At 69.7% G+C, this 16,647-nt stretch carries 18 protein-coding genes and 1 pseudogene; 10 read left to right on the top strand and 9 right to left on the bottom strand.

The features are described 5' to 3' along the window. Window positions 1-105: 105 nt before the first annotated feature. Window positions 106-501: a VOC family protein gene (locus tag BGN98_RS09755; protein WP_036288819.1), complete on the bottom strand. Its 396-nt coding sequence runs from the start codon at window positions 499-501 to the stop codon at window positions 106-108. Between the two features lie 108 nt (window positions 502-609). Here BGN98_RS09755 and BGN98_RS09750 point away from each other — a divergent pair, with 108 nt between their 5' ends. From BGN98_RS09750 to BGN98_RS09730, 5 genes are all read left to right on the top strand, one after another. Next, complete coding sequence (locus BGN98_RS09750; RefSeq protein ID WP_036288833.1) at window positions 610-879, top strand: hypothetical protein; 270 nt, start codon at window positions 610-612, stop codon at window positions 877-879. Between the two features lie 89 nt (window positions 880-968). Next, window positions 969-3,305, top strand: coding sequence for a phosphoribosylformylglycinamidine synthase subunit PurL (gene purL, locus BGN98_RS09745; protein ID WP_288121170.1), 2,337 nt, complete (start codon window positions 969-971; stop codon window positions 3,303-3,305). Window positions 3,306-3,310: 5 nt separating this feature from the next. Further along, window positions 3,311-3,445: a hypothetical protein gene (locus tag BGN98_RS09740; protein ID WP_259457186.1), complete on the top strand. Its 135-nt coding sequence runs from the start codon at window positions 3,311-3,313 to the stop codon at window positions 3,443-3,445. A 173-nt stretch (window positions 3,446-3,618) separates the two neighbouring features. Next, window positions 3,619-4,575, top strand: a complete 957-nt coding sequence (locus BGN98_RS09735) for a TolC family protein (protein ID WP_288121168.1) — start codon at window positions 3,619-3,621, stop codon at window positions 4,573-4,575. A 9-nt stretch (window positions 4,576-4,584) separates the two neighbouring features. Beyond that, window positions 4,585-5,346 (top strand): hypothetical protein, encoded by a 762-nt coding sequence (locus BGN98_RS09730; protein WP_288121166.1) that lies wholly within the window; start codon window positions 4,585-4,587, stop codon window positions 5,344-5,346. A gap of 6 nt (window positions 5,347-5,352) precedes the next feature. Here BGN98_RS09730 and BGN98_RS09725 read toward each other — a convergent pair whose 3' ends face one another. Genes BGN98_RS09725 through BGN98_RS09715 form a run of 3 tightly spaced genes read right to left on the bottom strand, consistent with a single transcriptional unit; the run spans window position 5,353 to window position 8,482 of the window. Continuing rightward, the gene (locus BGN98_RS09725; RefSeq protein ID WP_288121164.1) at window positions 5,353-6,249 is read right to left on the bottom strand and encodes a glycine betaine ABC transporter substrate-binding protein; all 897 of its coding nucleotides are present in this window, start codon (window positions 6,247-6,249) and stop codon (window positions 5,353-5,355) included. Then, window positions 6,246-7,196 (bottom strand): ABC transporter permease, encoded by a 951-nt coding sequence (locus BGN98_RS09720; protein WP_288121163.1) that lies wholly within the window; start codon window positions 7,194-7,196, stop codon window positions 6,246-6,248. Before BGN98_RS09720 ends, BGN98_RS09725 begins: the two co-directional genes overlap by 4 nt. Continuing rightward, entirely contained in the window at window positions 7,196-8,482 is a 1,287-nt protein-coding gene (locus BGN98_RS09715; protein WP_005054850.1) for a quaternary amine ABC transporter ATP-binding protein, read from the bottom strand. Before BGN98_RS09715 ends, BGN98_RS09720 begins: the two co-directional genes overlap by 1 nt. A gap of 356 nt (window positions 8,483-8,838) precedes the next feature. Between BGN98_RS09715 and BGN98_RS09710 the strand changes: the two genes are divergently transcribed. From BGN98_RS09710 to BGN98_RS09700, 3 genes are read left to right on the top strand one after another with little or no spacing between them, the layout of a single operon-like run. Continuing rightward, window positions 8,839-9,231, top strand: a complete 393-nt coding sequence (locus BGN98_RS09710) for a GntR family transcriptional regulator (RefSeq protein ID WP_061681240.1) — start codon at window positions 8,839-8,841, stop codon at window positions 9,229-9,231. After that, on the top strand, window positions 9,228-10,154 hold the full coding sequence (locus BGN98_RS09705) for an ABC transporter ATP-binding protein (protein ID WP_061681203.1): 927 nt from the start codon (window positions 9,228-9,230) through the stop codon (window positions 10,152-10,154). The genes BGN98_RS09710 and BGN98_RS09705 overlap by 4 nt, the downstream gene beginning before the upstream one ends. Further along, window positions 10,151-10,837 (top strand): hypothetical protein, encoded by a 687-nt coding sequence (locus BGN98_RS09700; RefSeq protein WP_288121160.1) that lies wholly within the window; start codon window positions 10,151-10,153, stop codon window positions 10,835-10,837. The genes BGN98_RS09705 and BGN98_RS09700 overlap by 4 nt, the downstream gene beginning before the upstream one ends. A gap of 30 nt (window positions 10,838-10,867) precedes the next feature. Here BGN98_RS09700 and BGN98_RS09695 read toward each other — a convergent pair whose 3' ends face one another. After that, window positions 10,868-11,158: a chorismate mutase gene (locus BGN98_RS09695; RefSeq protein WP_036288797.1), complete on the bottom strand. Its 291-nt coding sequence runs from the start codon at window positions 11,156-11,158 to the stop codon at window positions 10,868-10,870. 72 nt (window positions 11,159-11,230) lie between these two features. Here BGN98_RS09695 and BGN98_RS09690 point away from each other — a divergent pair, with 72 nt between their 5' ends. Next, window positions 11,231-12,421 carry an AI-2E family transporter gene (locus BGN98_RS09690; protein WP_288121157.1) on the top strand — a complete coding sequence of 397 codons (1,191 nt, stop codon included), beginning with the start codon at window positions 11,231-11,233 and terminating at the stop codon, window positions 12,419-12,421. A 41-nt stretch (window positions 12,422-12,462) separates the two neighbouring features. Here BGN98_RS09690 and BGN98_RS14830 read toward each other — a convergent pair whose 3' ends face one another. The 4 genes and pseudogenes from BGN98_RS14830 to BGN98_RS09675 form a co-directional block, all read right to left on the bottom strand. Next, a complete protein-coding gene (locus tag BGN98_RS14830; protein WP_502687827.1) occupies window positions 12,463-12,732 on the bottom strand; it encodes a beta-propeller fold lactonase family protein in 270 nt (89 codons plus the stop codon). Then, window positions 12,711-13,164: pseudogene (locus BGN98_RS14825) on the bottom strand (beta-propeller fold lactonase family protein); the annotation flags it as partial. The pseudogene BGN98_RS14825 and the gene BGN98_RS14830, both read right to left, overlap by 22 nt. 34 nt (window positions 13,165-13,198) lie before the next feature. After that, window positions 13,199-14,485 (bottom strand): adenylosuccinate synthase, encoded by a 1,287-nt coding sequence (locus BGN98_RS09680; RefSeq protein WP_036282698.1) that lies wholly within the window; start codon window positions 14,483-14,485, stop codon window positions 13,199-13,201. A gap of 157 nt (window positions 14,486-14,642) precedes the next feature. After that, the gene (locus tag BGN98_RS09675) at window positions 14,643-14,816 is read right to left on the bottom strand and encodes an LPXTG cell wall anchor domain-containing protein (protein ID WP_204946392.1); all 174 of its coding nucleotides are present in this window, start codon (window positions 14,814-14,816) and stop codon (window positions 14,643-14,645) included. A 396-nt stretch (window positions 14,817-15,212) separates the two neighbouring features. Between BGN98_RS09675 and argG the strand changes: the two genes are divergently transcribed. Further along, window positions 15,213-16,647 (top strand): argininosuccinate synthase (argG, locus tag BGN98_RS09670; protein WP_288121154.1); only part of this gene is annotated, 1,435 nt, incomplete at its 3' end.

Below are 16,647 nucleotides of genomic sequence, written 5' to 3'. Positions count from 1 at the left end.
GAAGCAGACGGCCGGAAGCGAGCAGGTTAACCGCCGATGACCGCGAGGGCACCGTCTGTTCGACTCGGGATACCATCCCCTTCCGCCGCGCAGCGACCGGGTCGCTCATCCCTGGTAGCCGATGAGCCAGGCCACCCCGAACCGGTCGCGCACCTGACCGTCATGGTCGCCCCAGGGTCGCAGCGCGAGTGGGTCGAGCACGTCGCCGCCCTCGGCGAGCGCCGCGAACCACTCCTCGAGCGTCGCCGGCTCGGCGGTGCCCAAGAGGGAGAACAGGATGCCGCGAAGCTCCAGAGTCGGCTCGCCGGGAGCGGCATCCGACGCGAACAGCTCGACGGGACCCTGCAGCATGCCGTGCGCGATGTGGTCGGCGGGCCCGTCGTCGCGCCCGAAATCGCCGAACGTCGCGAGGACGAGCTCGCCGCCGAACACCCCGCGGTAGAACTCGAGGGCCGCGCGAGCCGTGCCGTCGAAGGAGAGATACGGGGTGAGTCCGGTCATGGGGGCGAGGATACGTCGCAGCGGCAACATCCACGAGCCCTCTTGTCAACCCCCGTGCATCACCGCCGATGGCGGCGAACAGTGGAGGTCATGACGCAGGAGGACCACATGACCGACCCGCACACATCCCCCGACAACACGCCTGGTGTGGGAACCGAAGACGCGCCCGCGACGACCGAGCCCGACACTGAAGAGCTGACCGCGCCGAGCACGGAGAAGGAGCCGGGCGAGGAGCCCTTGGCGCCGCATCCCGAAGAGCCGCTGGCGCCGCATCCCGACGAGCCGCTCGCGCCGCACCCGACCGAGCCCACGCTGCCGCAGGCCGCCGAGCCCAGCCATCACGCCGTCGGCATCGGCGTGATCGACGACGAGGCCTGAACGGCACGGCCCGACCCGCGCCGCCCGGTCGACGGCCGCCCGGCTAGACTGAGGCCGTCCCCGGCACCCGAGTCTTGGAGTCCCGCCGCGTGAGCACCCCCGCATCCGACAGCAAGGTCGCAGACACTGTCGAGAACGCCGTCCAGACGCCGGAGAAGGAGCAGCCGTACGCGGCGCTCGGCCTCAAGAGCGATGAGTACGCGCAGATCAAGGAGATCCTCGGTCGCCGTCCCACCAGCGGCGAGCTGGCAATGTACTCGGTGATGTGGAGCGAGCACTGCTCCTACAAGTCGTCGAAGATCTACCTGCGCCGCTTCGGCCAGAAGGTCTCCGAGGAGATGAAGAAGCGGCTCATGGTCGGCATGGGCCAGAACGCGGGTGTCGTCGACGTGGGCGAGGGCTGGGCGGTGACCTTCAAGGTCGAGAGCCACAACCACCCGAGCTACATCGAGCCGTTCCAGGGCGCCGCAACCGGTGTGGGCGGCATCGTCCGCGACATCATCTCGATGGGCGCCCGTCCGGTGGCCGTCATGGACCAGCTCCGTTTCGGCGCGATCGACAACCCCGACACCGCCCGCGTCGTGCACGGTGTGGTCAGCGGCATCAGCTTCTATGCGAACTGCCTGGGCCTGCCGAACATCGGCGGCGAGACGGTGTTCGACGCCGTCTACCAGGGCAACCCGCTGGTCAACGCCCTCGCGGTCGGCGTCATGCGACACGAGGACATCAAGCTCGCCAACGCCACCGGCGCGGGCAACAAGGTCGTGCTCTTCGGCGCCCGCACGGGCGGCGACGGCATCGGCGGCGCATCGATCCTCGCGTCCGACACCTTCGCCGACGGCGGCCCGACCAAGCGTCCCGCCGTGCAGGTCGGCGACCCGTTCGCCGAGAAGGTGCTCATCGAGTGCTGCCTCGAGCTGTACCGCGACGAGCTCGTCGAGGCGATCCAGGACCTCGGCGCCGCGGGTATCTCCTGCGCCACGAGCGAGCTGGCCGCCAACGGCGGCTCGGGCATGCGCGTGGACCTCGAGAACGTGCTGCTGCGCGACCCCACGCTCACGCCGGAAGAGATCCTCATGAGCGAGAGCCAGGAGCGCATGATGGCGATCGTCGCGCCCGAGAAGCTCGACGCGTTCCTGGCCGTGACCGGCAAATGGGATGTCGAGACCAGCGTGCTCGGCGAGGTGACCGGCGACGGCCGCCTGCAGATCTTCTGGCACGGCGAGCAGATCGTCGACGTCGACCCATCCACGGTCGCGGTCGACGGCCCGGTCTACGAGCGCCCCGTGGCCTACCCGACCTGGATCGACGCCCTGCGCGACGACTCGGCATCCGCCCTGCCGCGCACCGACGACCCCGCCACCCTGCGCACGCAGTTCCTCGATCTGCTCGGCAGCCCGAACCTCGCCGACACGAGCTGGGTGACCAACCAGTACGACTACTACGTCATGGGCAACACCGCCCTCAGCTTCCCCGACGACGCCGGCATGATCCGCGTCGACGAGGAGAGCGGCCTGGGCTTCGCCATCGCCACCGACTGCAACGGGCGCTTCTGCCAGCTCGACCCCTACGCGGGCGCGCAGCTGGCCCTCGCCGAGGCGTACCGCAACGTCGCCGTCACGGGCGCCGTTCCGACCGCCGTGACCGACTGCCTCAACTTCGGCAGCCCGGAGAACCCCGAGGTCATGTGGCAGTTCGGCCAGGCCGTCGACGGTCTTGCCGACGCGTGCCTCGAGCTCGGCGTCCCGGTCACCGGCGGCAACGTCAGCTTCTACAACCAGACCGGCGACACCCCGATCTTCCCGACGCCCGTCGTCGGCGTGCTCGGCATCATCGACGACGTCGCCCGCCGCATTCCGAGCGGCTTGCAGGATGCCGGCGAGAACATCTACCTGCTGGGCGTCACGGCCACCGAGCTGAGCGGCTCGGCGTGGGCCGAGACCGTGCACGGCCACCTCGGCGGACGTCCGCCGGCGGTCGACCTCGCCCAGGAGAAGCGTCTCGCGGAGCTCATCCACGCGGCATCCCAGCAGGAGCTCGTCTCCAGCGCCCACGACCTCTCGTCGGGCGGACTCGCCCAGGCCCTGGCCGAAGCGGTGACGCGTTTCGGCGTCGGCGCCCGCGTCTGGCTGCGCGAGATCATGGAGCGCGACGGCGTGGATGCCGCGACCGCCCTGTTCAGCGAGTCCACCGGCCGCGTCATCGTCTCGGTGCCGCGCGAGGAGGACGTGAAGTTCCGCGGACTGTGCGAGGGCCGGGGCTATCCGGTACTGCGCATCGGCGTCACCGACGCGACCGCCGACACCGCAGAGAACGCCCTCGAGGTGCAGGACGTGTTCACGGTTGCGGTCTCGGAGCTGCGGGCGCGCTCGCAGGCGACACTGCCGGCCGCCTTCGGACCGACGGTCGTCGAGCCCGTAGGCTGAGGCGCATGAGCGAGCAGGACGAGTACGAGGGCATGAACGAGGCGCGCACGCGCCGCACCCGCATCATCGCCTGGGTCACGATCGTCGCGCTGATCCTCGTCGGCGGCGGCGCCACGGTGCTCGCGTTGCTCTTCGGCTGAGCCGCCCCACGAACTCCGCACACAGGCACGTACTCCGCACCCGCGTGCCCGGATGCGTGCGGAGTTCGTCACAATCTGCGGAGTTCGTCGACGTTCACGCGTGCGGGCGAGGGGCGGATGCCGCGGCATCCCTCTCTGCGAGCGCTCCCAGCCGGCCTCGGTAGGCTGAGGTCGTGGATCCGCTCTGGGCGACGATCGCCGAGTTCTGGTGGATCGGGCCGGCGACGATCGGCACCGGCGCCCTCGGCTGGCTCGGGCTGCGCCGCGAACGGCGCGAGCGTCGCCGGCGTATCGAGCTCGACGCGGCCCGGCTGGAGCTGCGAACGGCGAAGCGCGATGCGGCGACAGCCCGTGCCGCGGTGCGGGTGGCGCGCACAGAGCTCGATCGGCTGCAGGCCGAGCGCGCGACCGGTCGCGCGAGTGCGACAGATGTCGCCGCGGCGCGGCGGCAGCTCGACCGCGCCACCGACGAGGTCCGCGTCGCGACGGCGACGGCCCGGTCGCGGCGCGCGCACGTGACCGCCGCGCGGGCCGCGCTGCCGGCGGCCGGCGACGACGCCCACCTACCGGTCGCGCGCATGATGCGGGCACACGACGAGATCATCGCCCGATGGATGACCTATGAGACCGATCCGGCGCGGCTCATCGCCTTCCCCGCGATGACCGATGCGCGCCAGCCGCTGACCGCCGCCTTCCTCGCCGCTGACAAGGCGGCGCGGGAGCAGCGTCCGGCCTCCGCGCACGCCCGCGTCACGCCCGCGCAGTTCACCGCGTACCGCGACGCGGTGGCCGCCGCCGGGCGCGCCTTCGCCGTGGCCGAGGCCGAGGCCTGGCGGCAGGCGCGCGCCGCGGGCGACGCTCCCGCGCGTCCCCAGCCCGGAGACCCGGATGCCAGGACCACGGGCGCCCCGGTGCGCGAGCAATGGACGATCATCGCCCAGAGCCTGACGCAGACCGCCCTCGCGCGCGGCACCGAGGCGCTGGCCCGGGTTGTCTCGGCACGCACGTCACCGGTGGTGTCCGACGCGGCGTCCTCGGGCACGGCGAGTGCCGACGACGGTGCCGCGGGCGATCCGGATGCCGGCGGCGGTCGCCGTGTGTGGCCGGTTCCGCGCCGCCCCCGCGCGTAGGGTAAGCCCGTGGATCACTTCTGGACCTTCGCCGGCAGCTACTGGTGGCTGGTGTTTCCGCTCCTCGGCATCGCCGGCGGTGCCGCGCGCCGCTGGGACGTGCTCGCGCAGCGCCGCCACGCGCGCCGGGTCGAGGTGATGCGCGCGAAGGCCGAGCTGAAGACCGTCACCGCGTCCACGCGGGTCACCGGTGGCGGCCAGCCGCAGCCGATCACCAAGCCGTCGCCCCTTCCCGACCAGCTCGAGAAGCTCTTCGCCGTGCACGACGACGTCACGGCGCGCTGGCTGGAGTATGAGCTCGACGTCGCCCGCATGATCGCCTTCCCGACCATGAGCGACGGCCGGCAGCCCCTGACCGCCGCGTTCCTCCGCGCCAAGAAGGTCGCCGACCGCCTGCGCCCGCCGACCGCCGACGCCCGGGTGAGCCCTGAGCAGCTCGCCGAGTATCGCACCGCCGTGACGGACTACGAGGTGGCCTTCGATCTCGCCGAGCGCGACGCTCGCCGCGTGCGCGACTCGCAGTTCACCGAGACCGAGCGCAAGCGCCTCGCGACTGCCCAGCAGCTGTTGAGCGTCGCCCTCGACGATTCCGCCACGCCGGCCGAGCGGCAGGTGGCCTACCGGCGCGTGCGCGAGGAGGTCGACGGCCTGTTGGCCCTGTCCGATGAAGCCGTCGAGATCTTGGAGAACAAGGTCGCCCTGCAGATCGAACGGCCGCACCCCGCCCCCGACGACGAACGGGGCCCGGCGAGCGCCGGACCCCGACCCTGAGTCGCCTCAGGACGTGAGGCCGTCGACCCACGCCCGGTTGTCGGCGATCCACTGCGTGAGCGCGGGGCCGTAGTCGTCTCCGTTGTTCTGGTTGAACATCACGTCCTCGAGCGAGGCGAGCTTGTCGCTGGGCATCGAGAAGTTCGAGATCCAGCCGTGCACCTCGGGGTGGTCCTTCGCGAAGGACGTGGAGGCCACGGAGTGGATGCTCTCGGCGGAGCCCAGCAGCCCCTTCGGGTCGGCGAGGTCCTTGATGGGGAAAGCGCTGTAGGCCCAGTGCGGCCGCCAGAGGGTCACGGCGATGTTCTGGCCGGCATCCGTCGCCTTCTTGAGCTCGGCGAGCATGGCGGGAGTGGACGACTCCACCAGCTGCATCGACTCCAGGCCGTAGCCGGGCACGACATCGTCGCCGGTGATGCGCATGAGCCCCGAGCCCGGCTCGATGCCGACGATGCGTCCGCCGAACTGGTCGGATGCCGCGGCGAGCTGATCGAGCGAGTCGATCGGCGCGTCCTTGTTCACCGCGATCGTCAGCCGCGCGTCGTCGTTCCAGGCGCCGAGGTCCTCGACCTTGTCGCCGTAGCGCTTCATGTAGTCCGCGTGGGTCGTGGGCAGCCACGTGTCGAGGACGAGGTCGAAGTCGCCGCGCGCAAGGCCCTGGTAGACGGGCGCGACGTCGGCGTACGTGAGCTTCACGTCGTAGCCCTTGTCCTCGAGGATCGACTGCCACAGATACGACGCGGCGATGCCCTCGTCCCACCCGTTGAACACGGCGATCTCGATCGACTTCTTCTCGGCGCCGGGCGTTGCGGTGTCGCCGGCGCCTCCGGCGCACCCGCTCAGAGCGAGCGTGGCGGCGGCGGTCAGGGCGATGCCGCCCAGAATGCTCCTGGTGTGCTTCATGCTGACGTCCTCTCCATCCGCGTGCTGTCCGCGGATCGTTCGGTGTCAGCCGCGGACTCTCCGCGGCTGGGGCGGGCAACGTGCCCGCCGGGTCGGGTGGTGGCGCGGAGGCGGCGCGGGGCGCGTGGGCGGCCCAGCGCCGAGGTCAAGCGGTCGAGGATCATGGCGATCATCACGACCGACAGTCCGGCCTCGAAGCCGAGGCCGACGTTGATCCGGCCGATGGCGCGGACGATCTCGCCGCCCAGGCCCCCGGCTCCGACCATGCCCGCGATGACGACCATCGACAGGCTGAGCATGATCACCTGGTTGATGCCGGCCATGATCGACGGCAGCGCGAGCGGGATTTGGATCTGGCGCAGCACGCGCGCCGGAGACGCTCCGAAGGCGTAGCCGGCCTCGACCACCTCGGTGTCGACGCCGCGGATACCGAGCTCGGTGAGCCGGACGCCGGGCGCGATCGCGAACAGGATGGTCGCGATCATGCCGGGAACCGCGCCGACGCCGAAGAAGATGATGGCGGGGATCAGGTAGACGAACGCGGGCATCGTCTGGAGGAAGTCGAGCACCGGGCGCACGATGCGCGACGCGGTGTCGTTGCGTGCCGCCCAGATGCCGACGGGGATCGCGATGATGATCGCCACCAGGGCCGCGACGATGACGAGCGCGAGCGTGTCCATCGCGTTGTCCCACTGATCGACGGCGACGATCAGCAGAAGCCCGAGTGCGGTGCCGGCGGCGAGCCGCCAGCCGCTGACCGCGAAGGCCAGGGCGGCGAACACCACGACGATCACCCAGAACGGGGGCGCCATGAGCACGGCATCCACCCCGTCGTAGACCGCTCCGAGCACGAATGCCGCGGCGTCGAAGAATCCGCGCAGCGCGTCACTCAGGGCGTCGACGATGGCCTCGGCCCACTGCCCGATGGGAATGCGGAACCCCTCCATCAGCGCCCCCCTTCCGCTGCGGCGTCGACGAGCGGCGTGAACTCCGCGACCATCTCCAGCGGCGTCTGCACGACGGGCATCTCCCGCGTGGTGGGCGGGACGTTGCCGAGCGCCGCGAGCAGCGTGATGCGCGGGATCACCCCGCGCAGCCGGCCGTGCTCGTCGACGACGGCGAGCGGCACGGTGGCCTCGACCGCGGCTTCGACGATGTCGGTCAGCAGGTCGTCTGGCCCCACGGTCGGCACGTGCCGATCGACGATGCGGCGAAGGTCGGTCTCACCCGCCTTCACGGCGCGGATGACCGCGCGGTCGGTCACGACGCCGACCAGGCGCCGGTTCTCGATGGCGAACACGGCGCCGGCCTGGTTCTCGCGCATCGCGCGCAGAGCCCCGCGCACGCCCGCGGTGATCGGGGTGGACAGGGTGGGCGGCTCCATGACGGCGGATGCCGTGAGCACCCGGGCCCGGTCGACGTCCTGCACGAACTGGGCGACGTAGTCGTTCGCCGGGTCGGTGAGGATCTCCTCGGGCGTGCCGTTTTGCACGATGCGACCGTCGCGCATCACGGCGATACGGTCGCCGAGGAACATCGCCTCGTTGAGGTCGTGGGTGATGAACACGATCGTGCGTCCGAGCTCGCGCTGCAGTTCGACGAGCTGTTCCTGCATTTCGCGACGGATGAGGGGATCGAGGGCGGAGAAAGCCTCGTCCATGAGCAGCATGTCGGTGCCGGCCGTCAGGGCCCGAGCGATGCCGACGCGCTGGCGCATGCCACCGGAGAGCTGGTCGGGAAGGGCGTCGACACGGTCGCCGAGCCCGACCCGGTCGAGGATCTCCCGTGCGCGCTCCCGACGCTCGGCCTTGCCCACGCCTTGGATCTCGAGCGCGTAGGCCGCGTTGTCGAGCACGCTGAGGTGCGGTAGCAGCGCGAAATGCTGGAAGACCATCGACACCGACTCGCGGCGGATGCTGCGCAGCTGCGCGGCGGAGGCCGTGGTGACGTTGCGGCCGTTGATCGTCACGTCGCCCGCGGTCGGGGCGAGCAGCCCGTTGAGCATGCGGATGATGGTCGACTTGCCCGATCCGGACAGTCCCATGATCACGAAGATCTCGCCGCGGTTGACGGTGAAGCTGGCGTCGACGACGGCGGCCGTCCCGGCATCCGCCACCTCGGCGCGGGACTGACCGGCGCGCAAGCGCGCGACGGCATCCTTCGGATCGCGTCCGAAGACTTTGAACAGATGCCGCGCCTCCAACAGGGGCGCAGCGGAAACAGCGTCGGTCACAGAACACCTCGGCAGCCCGGTGCACAGGCTGCATCGGTCACGCCCGGGTGACGGCCACTCGCGCTCGGGCAGAGCGCTCGGCACCGGACATCGGATCCGGGCACAGGCCGCCGACCTTACGTCCGCCGGTGCCAACGGGCACGACAGCGGTCGCGGACTGGTCTGGGGGTCGACCCCGCGTGGGGCCGCCACCACCGTTTCATCCGGTGAATGCGCACGCAAATTGGACGCGACGCCGACTTCTCGCTATCGCGCGCACGCGGAGACCGCGGCGCTCCGGCAGCGCTTGACGCCGTCAACGTTCTATGGTTACTTAGTCAAGTAACTAACCAATTCACTGGATGCCGGGAGGCCACGTGATCGATGAGGGACGCGCGCTCTTCGTGCAGATCGCCGAGAGCGTCGAGGACTCCATCGTGGACGGGAGCCTTCCCGAAGACACCCGCGCGCCGTCGACGAACGAACTGGCGGCGTTCTACCGCATCAACCCGGCCACGGCCGCGAAGGGAGTGAACATGCTCGTGGAAAAGGGCGTGCTCGTCAAGCGCCGCGGAATCGGCATGTTCGTGGCGGCAGGCGCCCGCGAGAGCCTGCGCGCCGAGCGCCGCGCCGCCTTCGCCGCCCGATTCATCCAGCCCCTGCTCGCGGAGGCGCACACGCTCGGCCTCAGCGCCGACGAACTCGCTGCCATGGTCCGCGACCAGGCGGCGGCCCACCCCACATCGACCCCGGAAGGAGGCGCCCGATGACCGTCGTCCAGGTGACCGACCTCGTCAAGCGCTACAAGAACGCCGCTGCTCTGGACGGGGTGTCCCTCACCCTCCAAGAGAACGTCATCTACGGCCTGCTGGGCCGCAACGGCGCCGGCAAGACGACCCTGATGTCGATCCTGACCGCCCAGAACTTCGCGACGAGCGGCGAGGTCAGCGTCTTCGGCGAGAACCCGTACGAGAACAGCCGCGTGCTGGGCCGGATCTGCTTCGTGCGCGAGAGTCAGCGCTATCCCGACGACGCCCGACCCGTCCACGCCTTCCGGATGGCGGCGATGTTCTTCCCGCACTGGAACCAGGATCTCGCGGACGAGCTCATCGATGCGTTCCAGCTGCCCATGAAGACGCGGATCAAGAAGCTCTCCCGCGGGCAGCTGTCGGCGGTCGGTGTCATCATCGGACTCGCCTCGCGCGCCGAGCTGACGTTCTTCGACGAGCCCTACCTCGGACTGGATGCCGTCGCGCGCCAGATCTTCTACGACCGTCTCCTCGCCGACTACGCCGAACACCCCCGCACGATCGTGCTGTCCAGCCATCTCATCGACGAAGTCGCCGACCTCATCGAACGGGTGATCGTCATCGATCGCGGGCGCATCATCCTCGACGAGGAGACCGATGCCGTCCGCGGCCGGGCCTCGACGATCATCGGCGACGCCGTCGCCGTCGACGCCTTCACCGCGGGGCGCGAGGTGCTTCACCGCGAGAGCCTCGGCCGCGTGGCCAGCGCGACCCTGCTCGGCGAACTCGACACGCAGGACAGGGCACAGCTGGCGGCATCCGGGCTCGAGGTGGGTGCGGTCTCTCTGCAGCAGCTAATCGTCCGCCTCACCCAGCACGACGCCGAATCCTCGGTCGCGGCGAGCGCCGCCGCCACCACCCCCGCCGAAGGAGCACGCCGATGAACCGGGTTCTCACCGTCACTCGCATGCAGTTCGTCAACAAGTACACGTTCGTGTGGCTGCCGCTGATCATCCTCGTCGTCAGCCTCGTGCTCTCGATCGCGATCTTCGCGCTCATCCCCTACGGCGGGGCGAAGTACGGCGGCGGAAGTCAGGCTCCGATCTGGTATTTCTTCGGCCTGGGCATCATGTCGCTGAGCTACACGTTCCCGTTCTCTCAGGCGCTCAGCATCACCCGTCGGGAGTTCTTCTTCGGCACGATGCTCGCGGCCCTGGTGACGGCCGTCCTCCTGGGCGCGGTCTTCGCCGCCGGCGGCGCGATCGAGCGCGCCACCGGAGGCTGGGGCGTCAACGGCTACTTCTTCTCGCTCGACTGGGTGTGGACCGCCGGCCCCGTCGGGGCGGGAGTCTTCTTCGCCGTGGTGGGGATGGTGCTGTTCGTGGCCGGCTTCTGGGGAGCGACTCTCTACCGCCGCTTCGGCCCTCTCGGGCTGACGCTCACGCTGTCGGGCGTGGGGGTGCTGCTGATCGTCGCCCTGTGGCTCGTCGGGCGGATGGATGCCTGGGCGACGGTGTGGACCTGGCTCGCCGACCTGGGGCCGATGGGGCTGACGGCGGTGCTGGCTGCGCTCACGGTCGTCCTCGGCGCCGCATCGTTCCTCACGCTGCGGCGCGCCACCCCCTGACCCGGCGGCGCCGTCGCCCGGCCGCAGGAATCAGTCGGCGGCCGCCGCGGCGGTGTGATGGCGGATGACCTCGGCGACGACGAAGTTGAACCACTTCTCGGCGAACTCGGGATCGAGGTCGGCCTCGAGAGCGAGGCGACGCAGACGCGCGATCTGCTGCTCTTCGCGAGCGGGGTCGGATGCCGGCATCCGATGCTCCGCTTTGAGCACCCCGACCTGCTGCGTGCAGCGGAAGCGTTCGGCGAGCATGAAGATCAGCGCCGCGTCGATGTTGTCGATGCTGGCACGCAGGCGCTGCAGGTGAACGGCGGCGTCGGTCATGGGCTTCCTCTCGTCCTCGCCGACACTACCGCCTCTCCCCGCGGCATCCGCCGACAGCCCTAGAGTGTGACCATGGCAGCAGCATCGAACGAGCCCCGCCCGCGTTCGCTCCGGCGTGGCACGAAGACCGCTGCGGGTTCCGACCGGGCGAGAACGACCGACGGTGCGGTGTCGGCCGAGGCTGCTGCGCATCGCTCACACACGGGGCGGGCGGTGTGGACGACCCTGAACCGCCCCTTCGTCGTGGGCTTCTTCCTGACGCTCGGCGGCCTGGTGGCAATCCTGCTGGGCATGGCCGTCACCAGCTTGGTCACGGTGTGGATCTACGTCGCCTTCGCCCTGTTCGTCGCGCTCGGGCTCAACCCCGTCGTGCAGCGACTGCAGCGGCACGGAGTCGGTCGCGCGTGGGCGATCGTGATCGTCTATTTCGCCCTCGCGCTGCTGCTGGTCGCGGTTCTGTGGCTCATCGTGCCGACGGTGGTGCGCCAGATCGCCCAGTTCATCACGGACGTTCCCACCCTCGTGACGTCCTTCCAGCAGACCGACCTCTACCGCTGGGCCCGCGATCAGTTCGGCGACCAGGTGCCCGCGATCGTCGCCGAGGTGCAGAAGTTCCTCACCGACCCGGGCCATCTCGCGGCGATCGGCGGAGGCGTGCTGCAGATCGGCATCTCCATCGGCACCACGATCTCCGGGATGATCATCGTCATCGTGCTGAGCCTGTACTTCCTCGCCTCGCTGCCCGAGATCAAGCAGGCGTTCTACCGCCTGATGCCCGCGCGCAGTCGCTCATTGACCGCCGACCTGACCGAGCAGATCACCGAGTCCGTCGGTGGCTACCTGGGCGGCATGGTGGTGCTCGCCTTCTTCAACGCCGTGGTGAGCTTCATCCTCTACACGGTGCTGGGCCTGCCGTTCCCCGCCCTGATGGCGGTGGTCGCCTTCTGCCTCACGATCATTCCGCTCGTCGGTACGGTGCTGTTCTGGGGCATCGCCTCGGTGGTCGCCCTCTTCGCCAGTCCCCTGTCGGCGCTCATCTTCGCCGTCGCGTATCTGGTCTACATGCAGCTCGAGGCATACGTGCTCACGCCGAAGGTGATGAACAAGGCCATCGCCGTGCCCGGCGCACTCGTGGTGATCGGCGCCCTCGTGGGCGGCACGCTCATGGGTCTGCTCGGCGCGCTCGTCGCGATTCCCGTGACCGCCTCCATCCTGCTGATCATCAAGAAGGTCTTCATCCCCAAGCAGGATGCTGCGACCTGAGCCCCATCGGCTTCCCGACCCGGCGGCCCTCGGCGGCGACCTCAGGATGCCGCGAGCAGGCAGGTGGGCGAGGGGGCGTCCACGCGGCGTCGGGCGCGCCCCGGCACCCCGGTGCGCTCATCCAGCGTGAGCGCGGCGATCTCGTCGGAGCGCTGACCCGCCACGAGGAGGGTGTCGCGCACGACGACGTGATGCCGCGGCCAGTCCACGCCCCGGCGACGACCCGCCACTGCCCGCTCGCATCGTGGGCCAGTGCGTAGAGCTCGTTCGACAGCTCGGTCACCACGAACAGATGCTCGGAGGGATGCCATCGACTGTGGCGCGGCCCGGTCTCCCGCGCAAGCGCGACGTCGTGCGAGCCCCGCGCCGGGTCACCCCGCCAGAACCGCACCAGATCGAGCCCGAGATCGGTCGTCGCGATCGTGTCGCGCGGGAGGAAGCGCACGTGGTGCGCGCGCGACAGTCGCGTCTGCTGCGACAGCGATGTGGCAGACGGCCTCGCCGGCTTCCAGCGCACCCCCGTGCGGAACGAACCTCTCGTCGCCGATGCGGCGATAGGCCTGCACCACACCGCGCCCCTCGAGTGCCGCGTAGACGACGGGAAGGGTCGGATGCCACGCGAGCCACGACGGCGAGTCGGCGCGCACCGCGACCTCCGTGCGCCGGGCGAGCTCTCCGCCGGCCGACACGTCATCGGCGTTGCCCGCCAGGAGCGTTCCGACGCCCTCCGCGCGGCCGCCCATATCGGCGGAGTATCCGCCGAGGAAGAAGCGCACCTCAGTCGACGAGATCGTGACGCACGATGACCGCGTCACGGGCGGGCCCCACGCCGATCACCGAGATGCGCGTGCCGCTCATCGCCTCGAGAGCCAGCACGTACTCCTGCGCCGGGACGGGCAGGTCCTCGAAGCTCCGTGCGCCGGAGATGTCGTCCTGCCAGCCCGGGAAGTACTCGAAGATCGGGGTCGCGTGGTGGAAGTCGCTCTGATTGACCGGGACCTCATCGAACCGCTCGCCGTCCACGTCGTATGCGACGCACACGGGGATCTGCTCGAGTCCGGTGAGGATGTCGAGCTTGGTGAGGACGAGGTCGGTGATGCCGTTGATGCGGGTCGCGTAGCGCGTGATCGGCGCGTCGTACCAGCCCACGCGGCGGGGCCGACCCGTCGTCGTGCCGAACTCGAAGCCGCGCTTGCGCAGCCACTCGCCCTTGTCGTCGAACAGCTCCGTCGGGAACGGGCCGGAGCCCACGCGTGTCGTGTAGGCCTTGACGATGCCGACGATGCGGTCGAGGCGGTTGGGGCCGACGCCCGAACCGGTCGAGGCGCCGCCGGCGGTGGCGGAGGAGGAGGTCACGAACGGGTACGTGCCGTGGTCCACGTCGAGCATCGTGGCCTGGCCGCCCTCGAAGACGACGACGTCACCGGCATCCAATGCCCGACTGAGCAGCAGCCCGGTGTCGCAGACCATGGGGCGCAGGCGCTCGACGTAGGAGAGCAGATCGTCGACGACCTCGTCGACGGTGATGGCACGGCGGTTGAAGACCTTGACCAGCAGGTGGTTCTTCTGATCGAGCGCACCCTCGACCTTCTGGCGCAGGATGTTCTCGTCGAAGAGGTCCTGAATGCGGATGCCGACGCGATTGATCTTGTCGGCGTAGGTCGGACCGATGCCGCGCCCGGTCGTACCGATCATGCGCTTGCCGAGGAAGCGCTCGGTGACCTTGTCGAGGGTGCGGTGATACTGCGTGATCACGTGTGCGTTGGCGCTGATCTTCAAGCGCGACGTGTCGAGGCCCCGGGCGTTGAGCGCCTCCAGCTCGGCGAACAGCACCTCGAGGTCGACGACGACGCCGTTGCCGATGACGGCGTTCACGCCGGGCGACAGGATGCCGGAGGGCAGCAGGTGCAGCGCGTACTTCTCATCGCCGATGACGACGGTGTGACCGGCGTTGTTGCCGCCGTTGAATTTGACGACCCAGTCGGTGCGCTCACCGAGAAGATCGGTGGCCTTGCCCTTGCCTTCGTCTCCCCACTGGACGCCGACGATCACGATGCCTGGCATGGACTGCTCCCCCGTTTTCGGCCTTCTGGCGCATATCGGACGGTTGCACCGGGAATGCCGGTACACCCCATCCTATCGAGCAGCCCGTGCTGCGCTCCGACGCTGCGCGGGCGGGGCGGGCGGGCGATCATCACGCCCGCCCCGCCGGGCGCATCCGTCAGACCTCGCGGCGGCGGCGGCGCGTCAGCAGCACGATGCCGACGATCACACCCGCGATACCGAAGCCGGACACCCCGAGCACGAGCGCGGAGCTGCCACCGGTCGCGGGCAACGGCTTGTCGAAGCGGTTGTCGACGCCGATCGCGATCGTCGTGTCGGCGCCGATGACCACGCTGGCCGGGTCGGCGGAGTGGCCGGCTGCAGCTCGAGGAAGAGGCGGACCTTGAACACCTCGCCGGGCTTCATGCGGTTGCCGTCCGACGGCCACGTGAACGTGACCGTGCGCCCGTCGGGGCTGAGACCCACCGTGACCTTGTCGGAGAGAAGACCGTCGGCCTGCTTCGTGAACACGGGCGCCGGCGTCGCCAGGTAGTTCAGCTGCGCCGGAAGCGTGTCGTGAGTTCCGAGACGGTGAGGAAGCCGGTGCCGGTGTTCTGGAACGTCAGGTCGAACGGCACGGGCAGAACGTAGTGGATGGATGCGTGGCTATGCGAATCCGGTGACCCCCGCGGCCGTGAGAGCCCGCACCCGCAGGTTGCACCGCCGCCCCTCAGTAGACTGAGGTTCCATGTCGAAGGTCCTTCAGTCCCTGCCCGTCGGCGAGCGCGTCGGCATCGCCTTCTCCGGGGGGCTCGATACCTCCGTCGCCGTCGCATGGATGCGCGACAAGGGCGCCGTCCCGTACACCTACACCGGCGATCTGGGCCAGTACGACGAGGACGACATCGATGCGATCCCCGGTCGCGCCCTGCAGTACGGCGCCGAGAAGTCGCGCCTCATCGACTGCAAGCCGCTGATGGTCGAGGAGGGCCTCGTCGCCCTCGCCTGCGGTGCGTTCCACATCCGCTCGGGCGGGCGCACCTACTTCAACACGACGCCCATCGGCCGCGCCGTCACCGGCACGCTCCTCGTGCGCGCGATGAAGGAAGACGGCGTCGACATCTGGGGCGACGGCTCGACGTACAAGGGCAACGACATCGAGCGCTTCTACCGCTACGGCCTGCTCGCCAACCCGGCGCTGCGCATCTACAAGCCCTGGCTGGATGCCGATTTCGTCACCGAGCTGGGTGGTCGAAAAGAGATGAGCGAGTGGCTCGTCGCGCACGACTTCCCGTACCGCGACTCGGTCGAGAAGGCATACTCCACCGATGCCAACATCTGGGGTGCGACCCACGAGGCCAAGACCCTCGAGCACCTCGACGTCTCGCTCGAGATCGTCGACCCGATCATGGGCGTGCGCTTCTGGGACCCCACCGTCGAGATCGCGACGGAGGACGTCTCGATCACCTTCGAGGCCGGCCGGCCGGTCGCCATCAACGGCGTCGAGTTCGCCGATGCCGTCGCCCTGGTCAGAGAGGCGAACGCGATCGGCGGCCGTCACGGACTGGGCATGAGCGACCAGATCGAGAACCGCATCATCGAGGCGAAGTCCCGCGGTATCTACGAGGCACCCGGCATGGCGCTCCTGTTCATCGCGTACGAGCGCCTCGTCAACGGCATCCTCAACGAGGACACGCTGGCGACGTATCACGAGCAGGGTCGCCGACTCGGCCGCCTCATGTACGAGGGACGCTGGCTGGAGCCGCAGTCGTTCATGCTGCGCGAGTCGATCCAGCGATGGGTGGGCTCTGCCATCAGCGGCACCGTCACCCTGCGCCTTCGCCGCGGGGAGGACTACACGATCCTCGACACCGTGTCGCCGAACCTGTCGTACGCCCCGGAGAAGCTCTCGATGGAGCGCGTCGGAGATTCCGCGTTCGGGCCGACCGACCGCATCGGTCAGCTCACGATGCGCAACCTCGACATCGCCGACTCGCGGGCCCGTCTCGAGCAGTACGCGGGCCTCGGACTCATCGGCGGCGCGACCGCCGAACTGGTCGGCGACCTCGCGTCGGGCGCGTCGGCGCAGATCACCGGACACGTGGCCCCGTTCGACGAGGCGCGCGAACAGCTCGCGGAGGCGGTCGACGAGGCATCCGAGTCGGCGTCGTTCGACTTCGGCG

Origin of the sequence: Microbacterium sp. 69-7 (assembly GCF_001897985.1) — a bacterium.
Classification (GTDB): Bacteria; Actinomycetota; Actinomycetes; order Actinomycetales; family Microbacteriaceae; genus Microbacterium; species Microbacterium laevaniformans.
The sequence above is the reverse complement of the archived record's forward strand: the minus strand, read 5'-3'. Positions and strand labels throughout refer to the sequence as shown.

Excerpts from the sequence above, each read along its gene's own strand:
- BGN98_RS09755 (WP_036288819.1), bottom strand. The coding sequence starts at position 501 with ATGACCGGACTCACCCCGTATCTCTCCTTCGACGGCACGGCTCGCGCG.
- BGN98_RS09700 (WP_288121160.1), top strand. The coding sequence starts at position 10,151 with ATGAACCGGGTTCTCACCGTCACTCGCATGCAGTTCGTCAACAAGTAC.
- BGN98_RS09695 (WP_036288797.1), bottom strand. The coding sequence starts at position 11,158 with ATGACCGACGCCGCCGTTCACCTGCAGCGCCTGCGTGCCAGCATCGAC.
- BGN98_RS09720 (WP_288121163.1), bottom strand. The coding sequence starts at position 7,196 with ATGGAGGGGTTCCGCATTCCCATCGGGCAGTGGGCCGAGGCCATCGTC.
- BGN98_RS09740 (WP_259457186.1), top strand. The coding sequence starts at position 3,311 with ATGAGCGAGCAGGACGAGTACGAGGGCATGAACGAGGCGCGCACGCGC.
- BGN98_RS09750 (WP_036288833.1), top strand. The coding sequence starts at position 610 with ATGACCGACCCGCACACATCCCCCGACAACACGCCTGGTGTGGGAACC.
- BGN98_RS14830 (WP_502687827.1), bottom strand. The coding sequence starts at position 12,732 with ATGGCATCCCTCCGAGCATCTGTTCGTGGTGACCGAGCTGTCGAACGA.
- BGN98_RS09680 (WP_036282698.1), bottom strand. The coding sequence starts at position 14,485 with ATGCCAGGCATCGTGATCGTCGGCGTCCAGTGGGGAGACGAAGGCAAG.
- BGN98_RS09705 (WP_061681203.1), top strand. The coding sequence starts at position 9,228 with ATGACCGTCGTCCAGGTGACCGACCTCGTCAAGCGCTACAAGAACGCC.
- BGN98_RS09690 (WP_288121157.1), top strand. The coding sequence starts at position 11,231 with ATGGCAGCAGCATCGAACGAGCCCCGCCCGCGTTCGCTCCGGCGTGGC.
- BGN98_RS09725 (WP_288121164.1), bottom strand. The coding sequence starts at position 6,249 with ATGAAGCACACCAGGAGCATTCTGGGCGGCATCGCCCTGACCGCCGCC.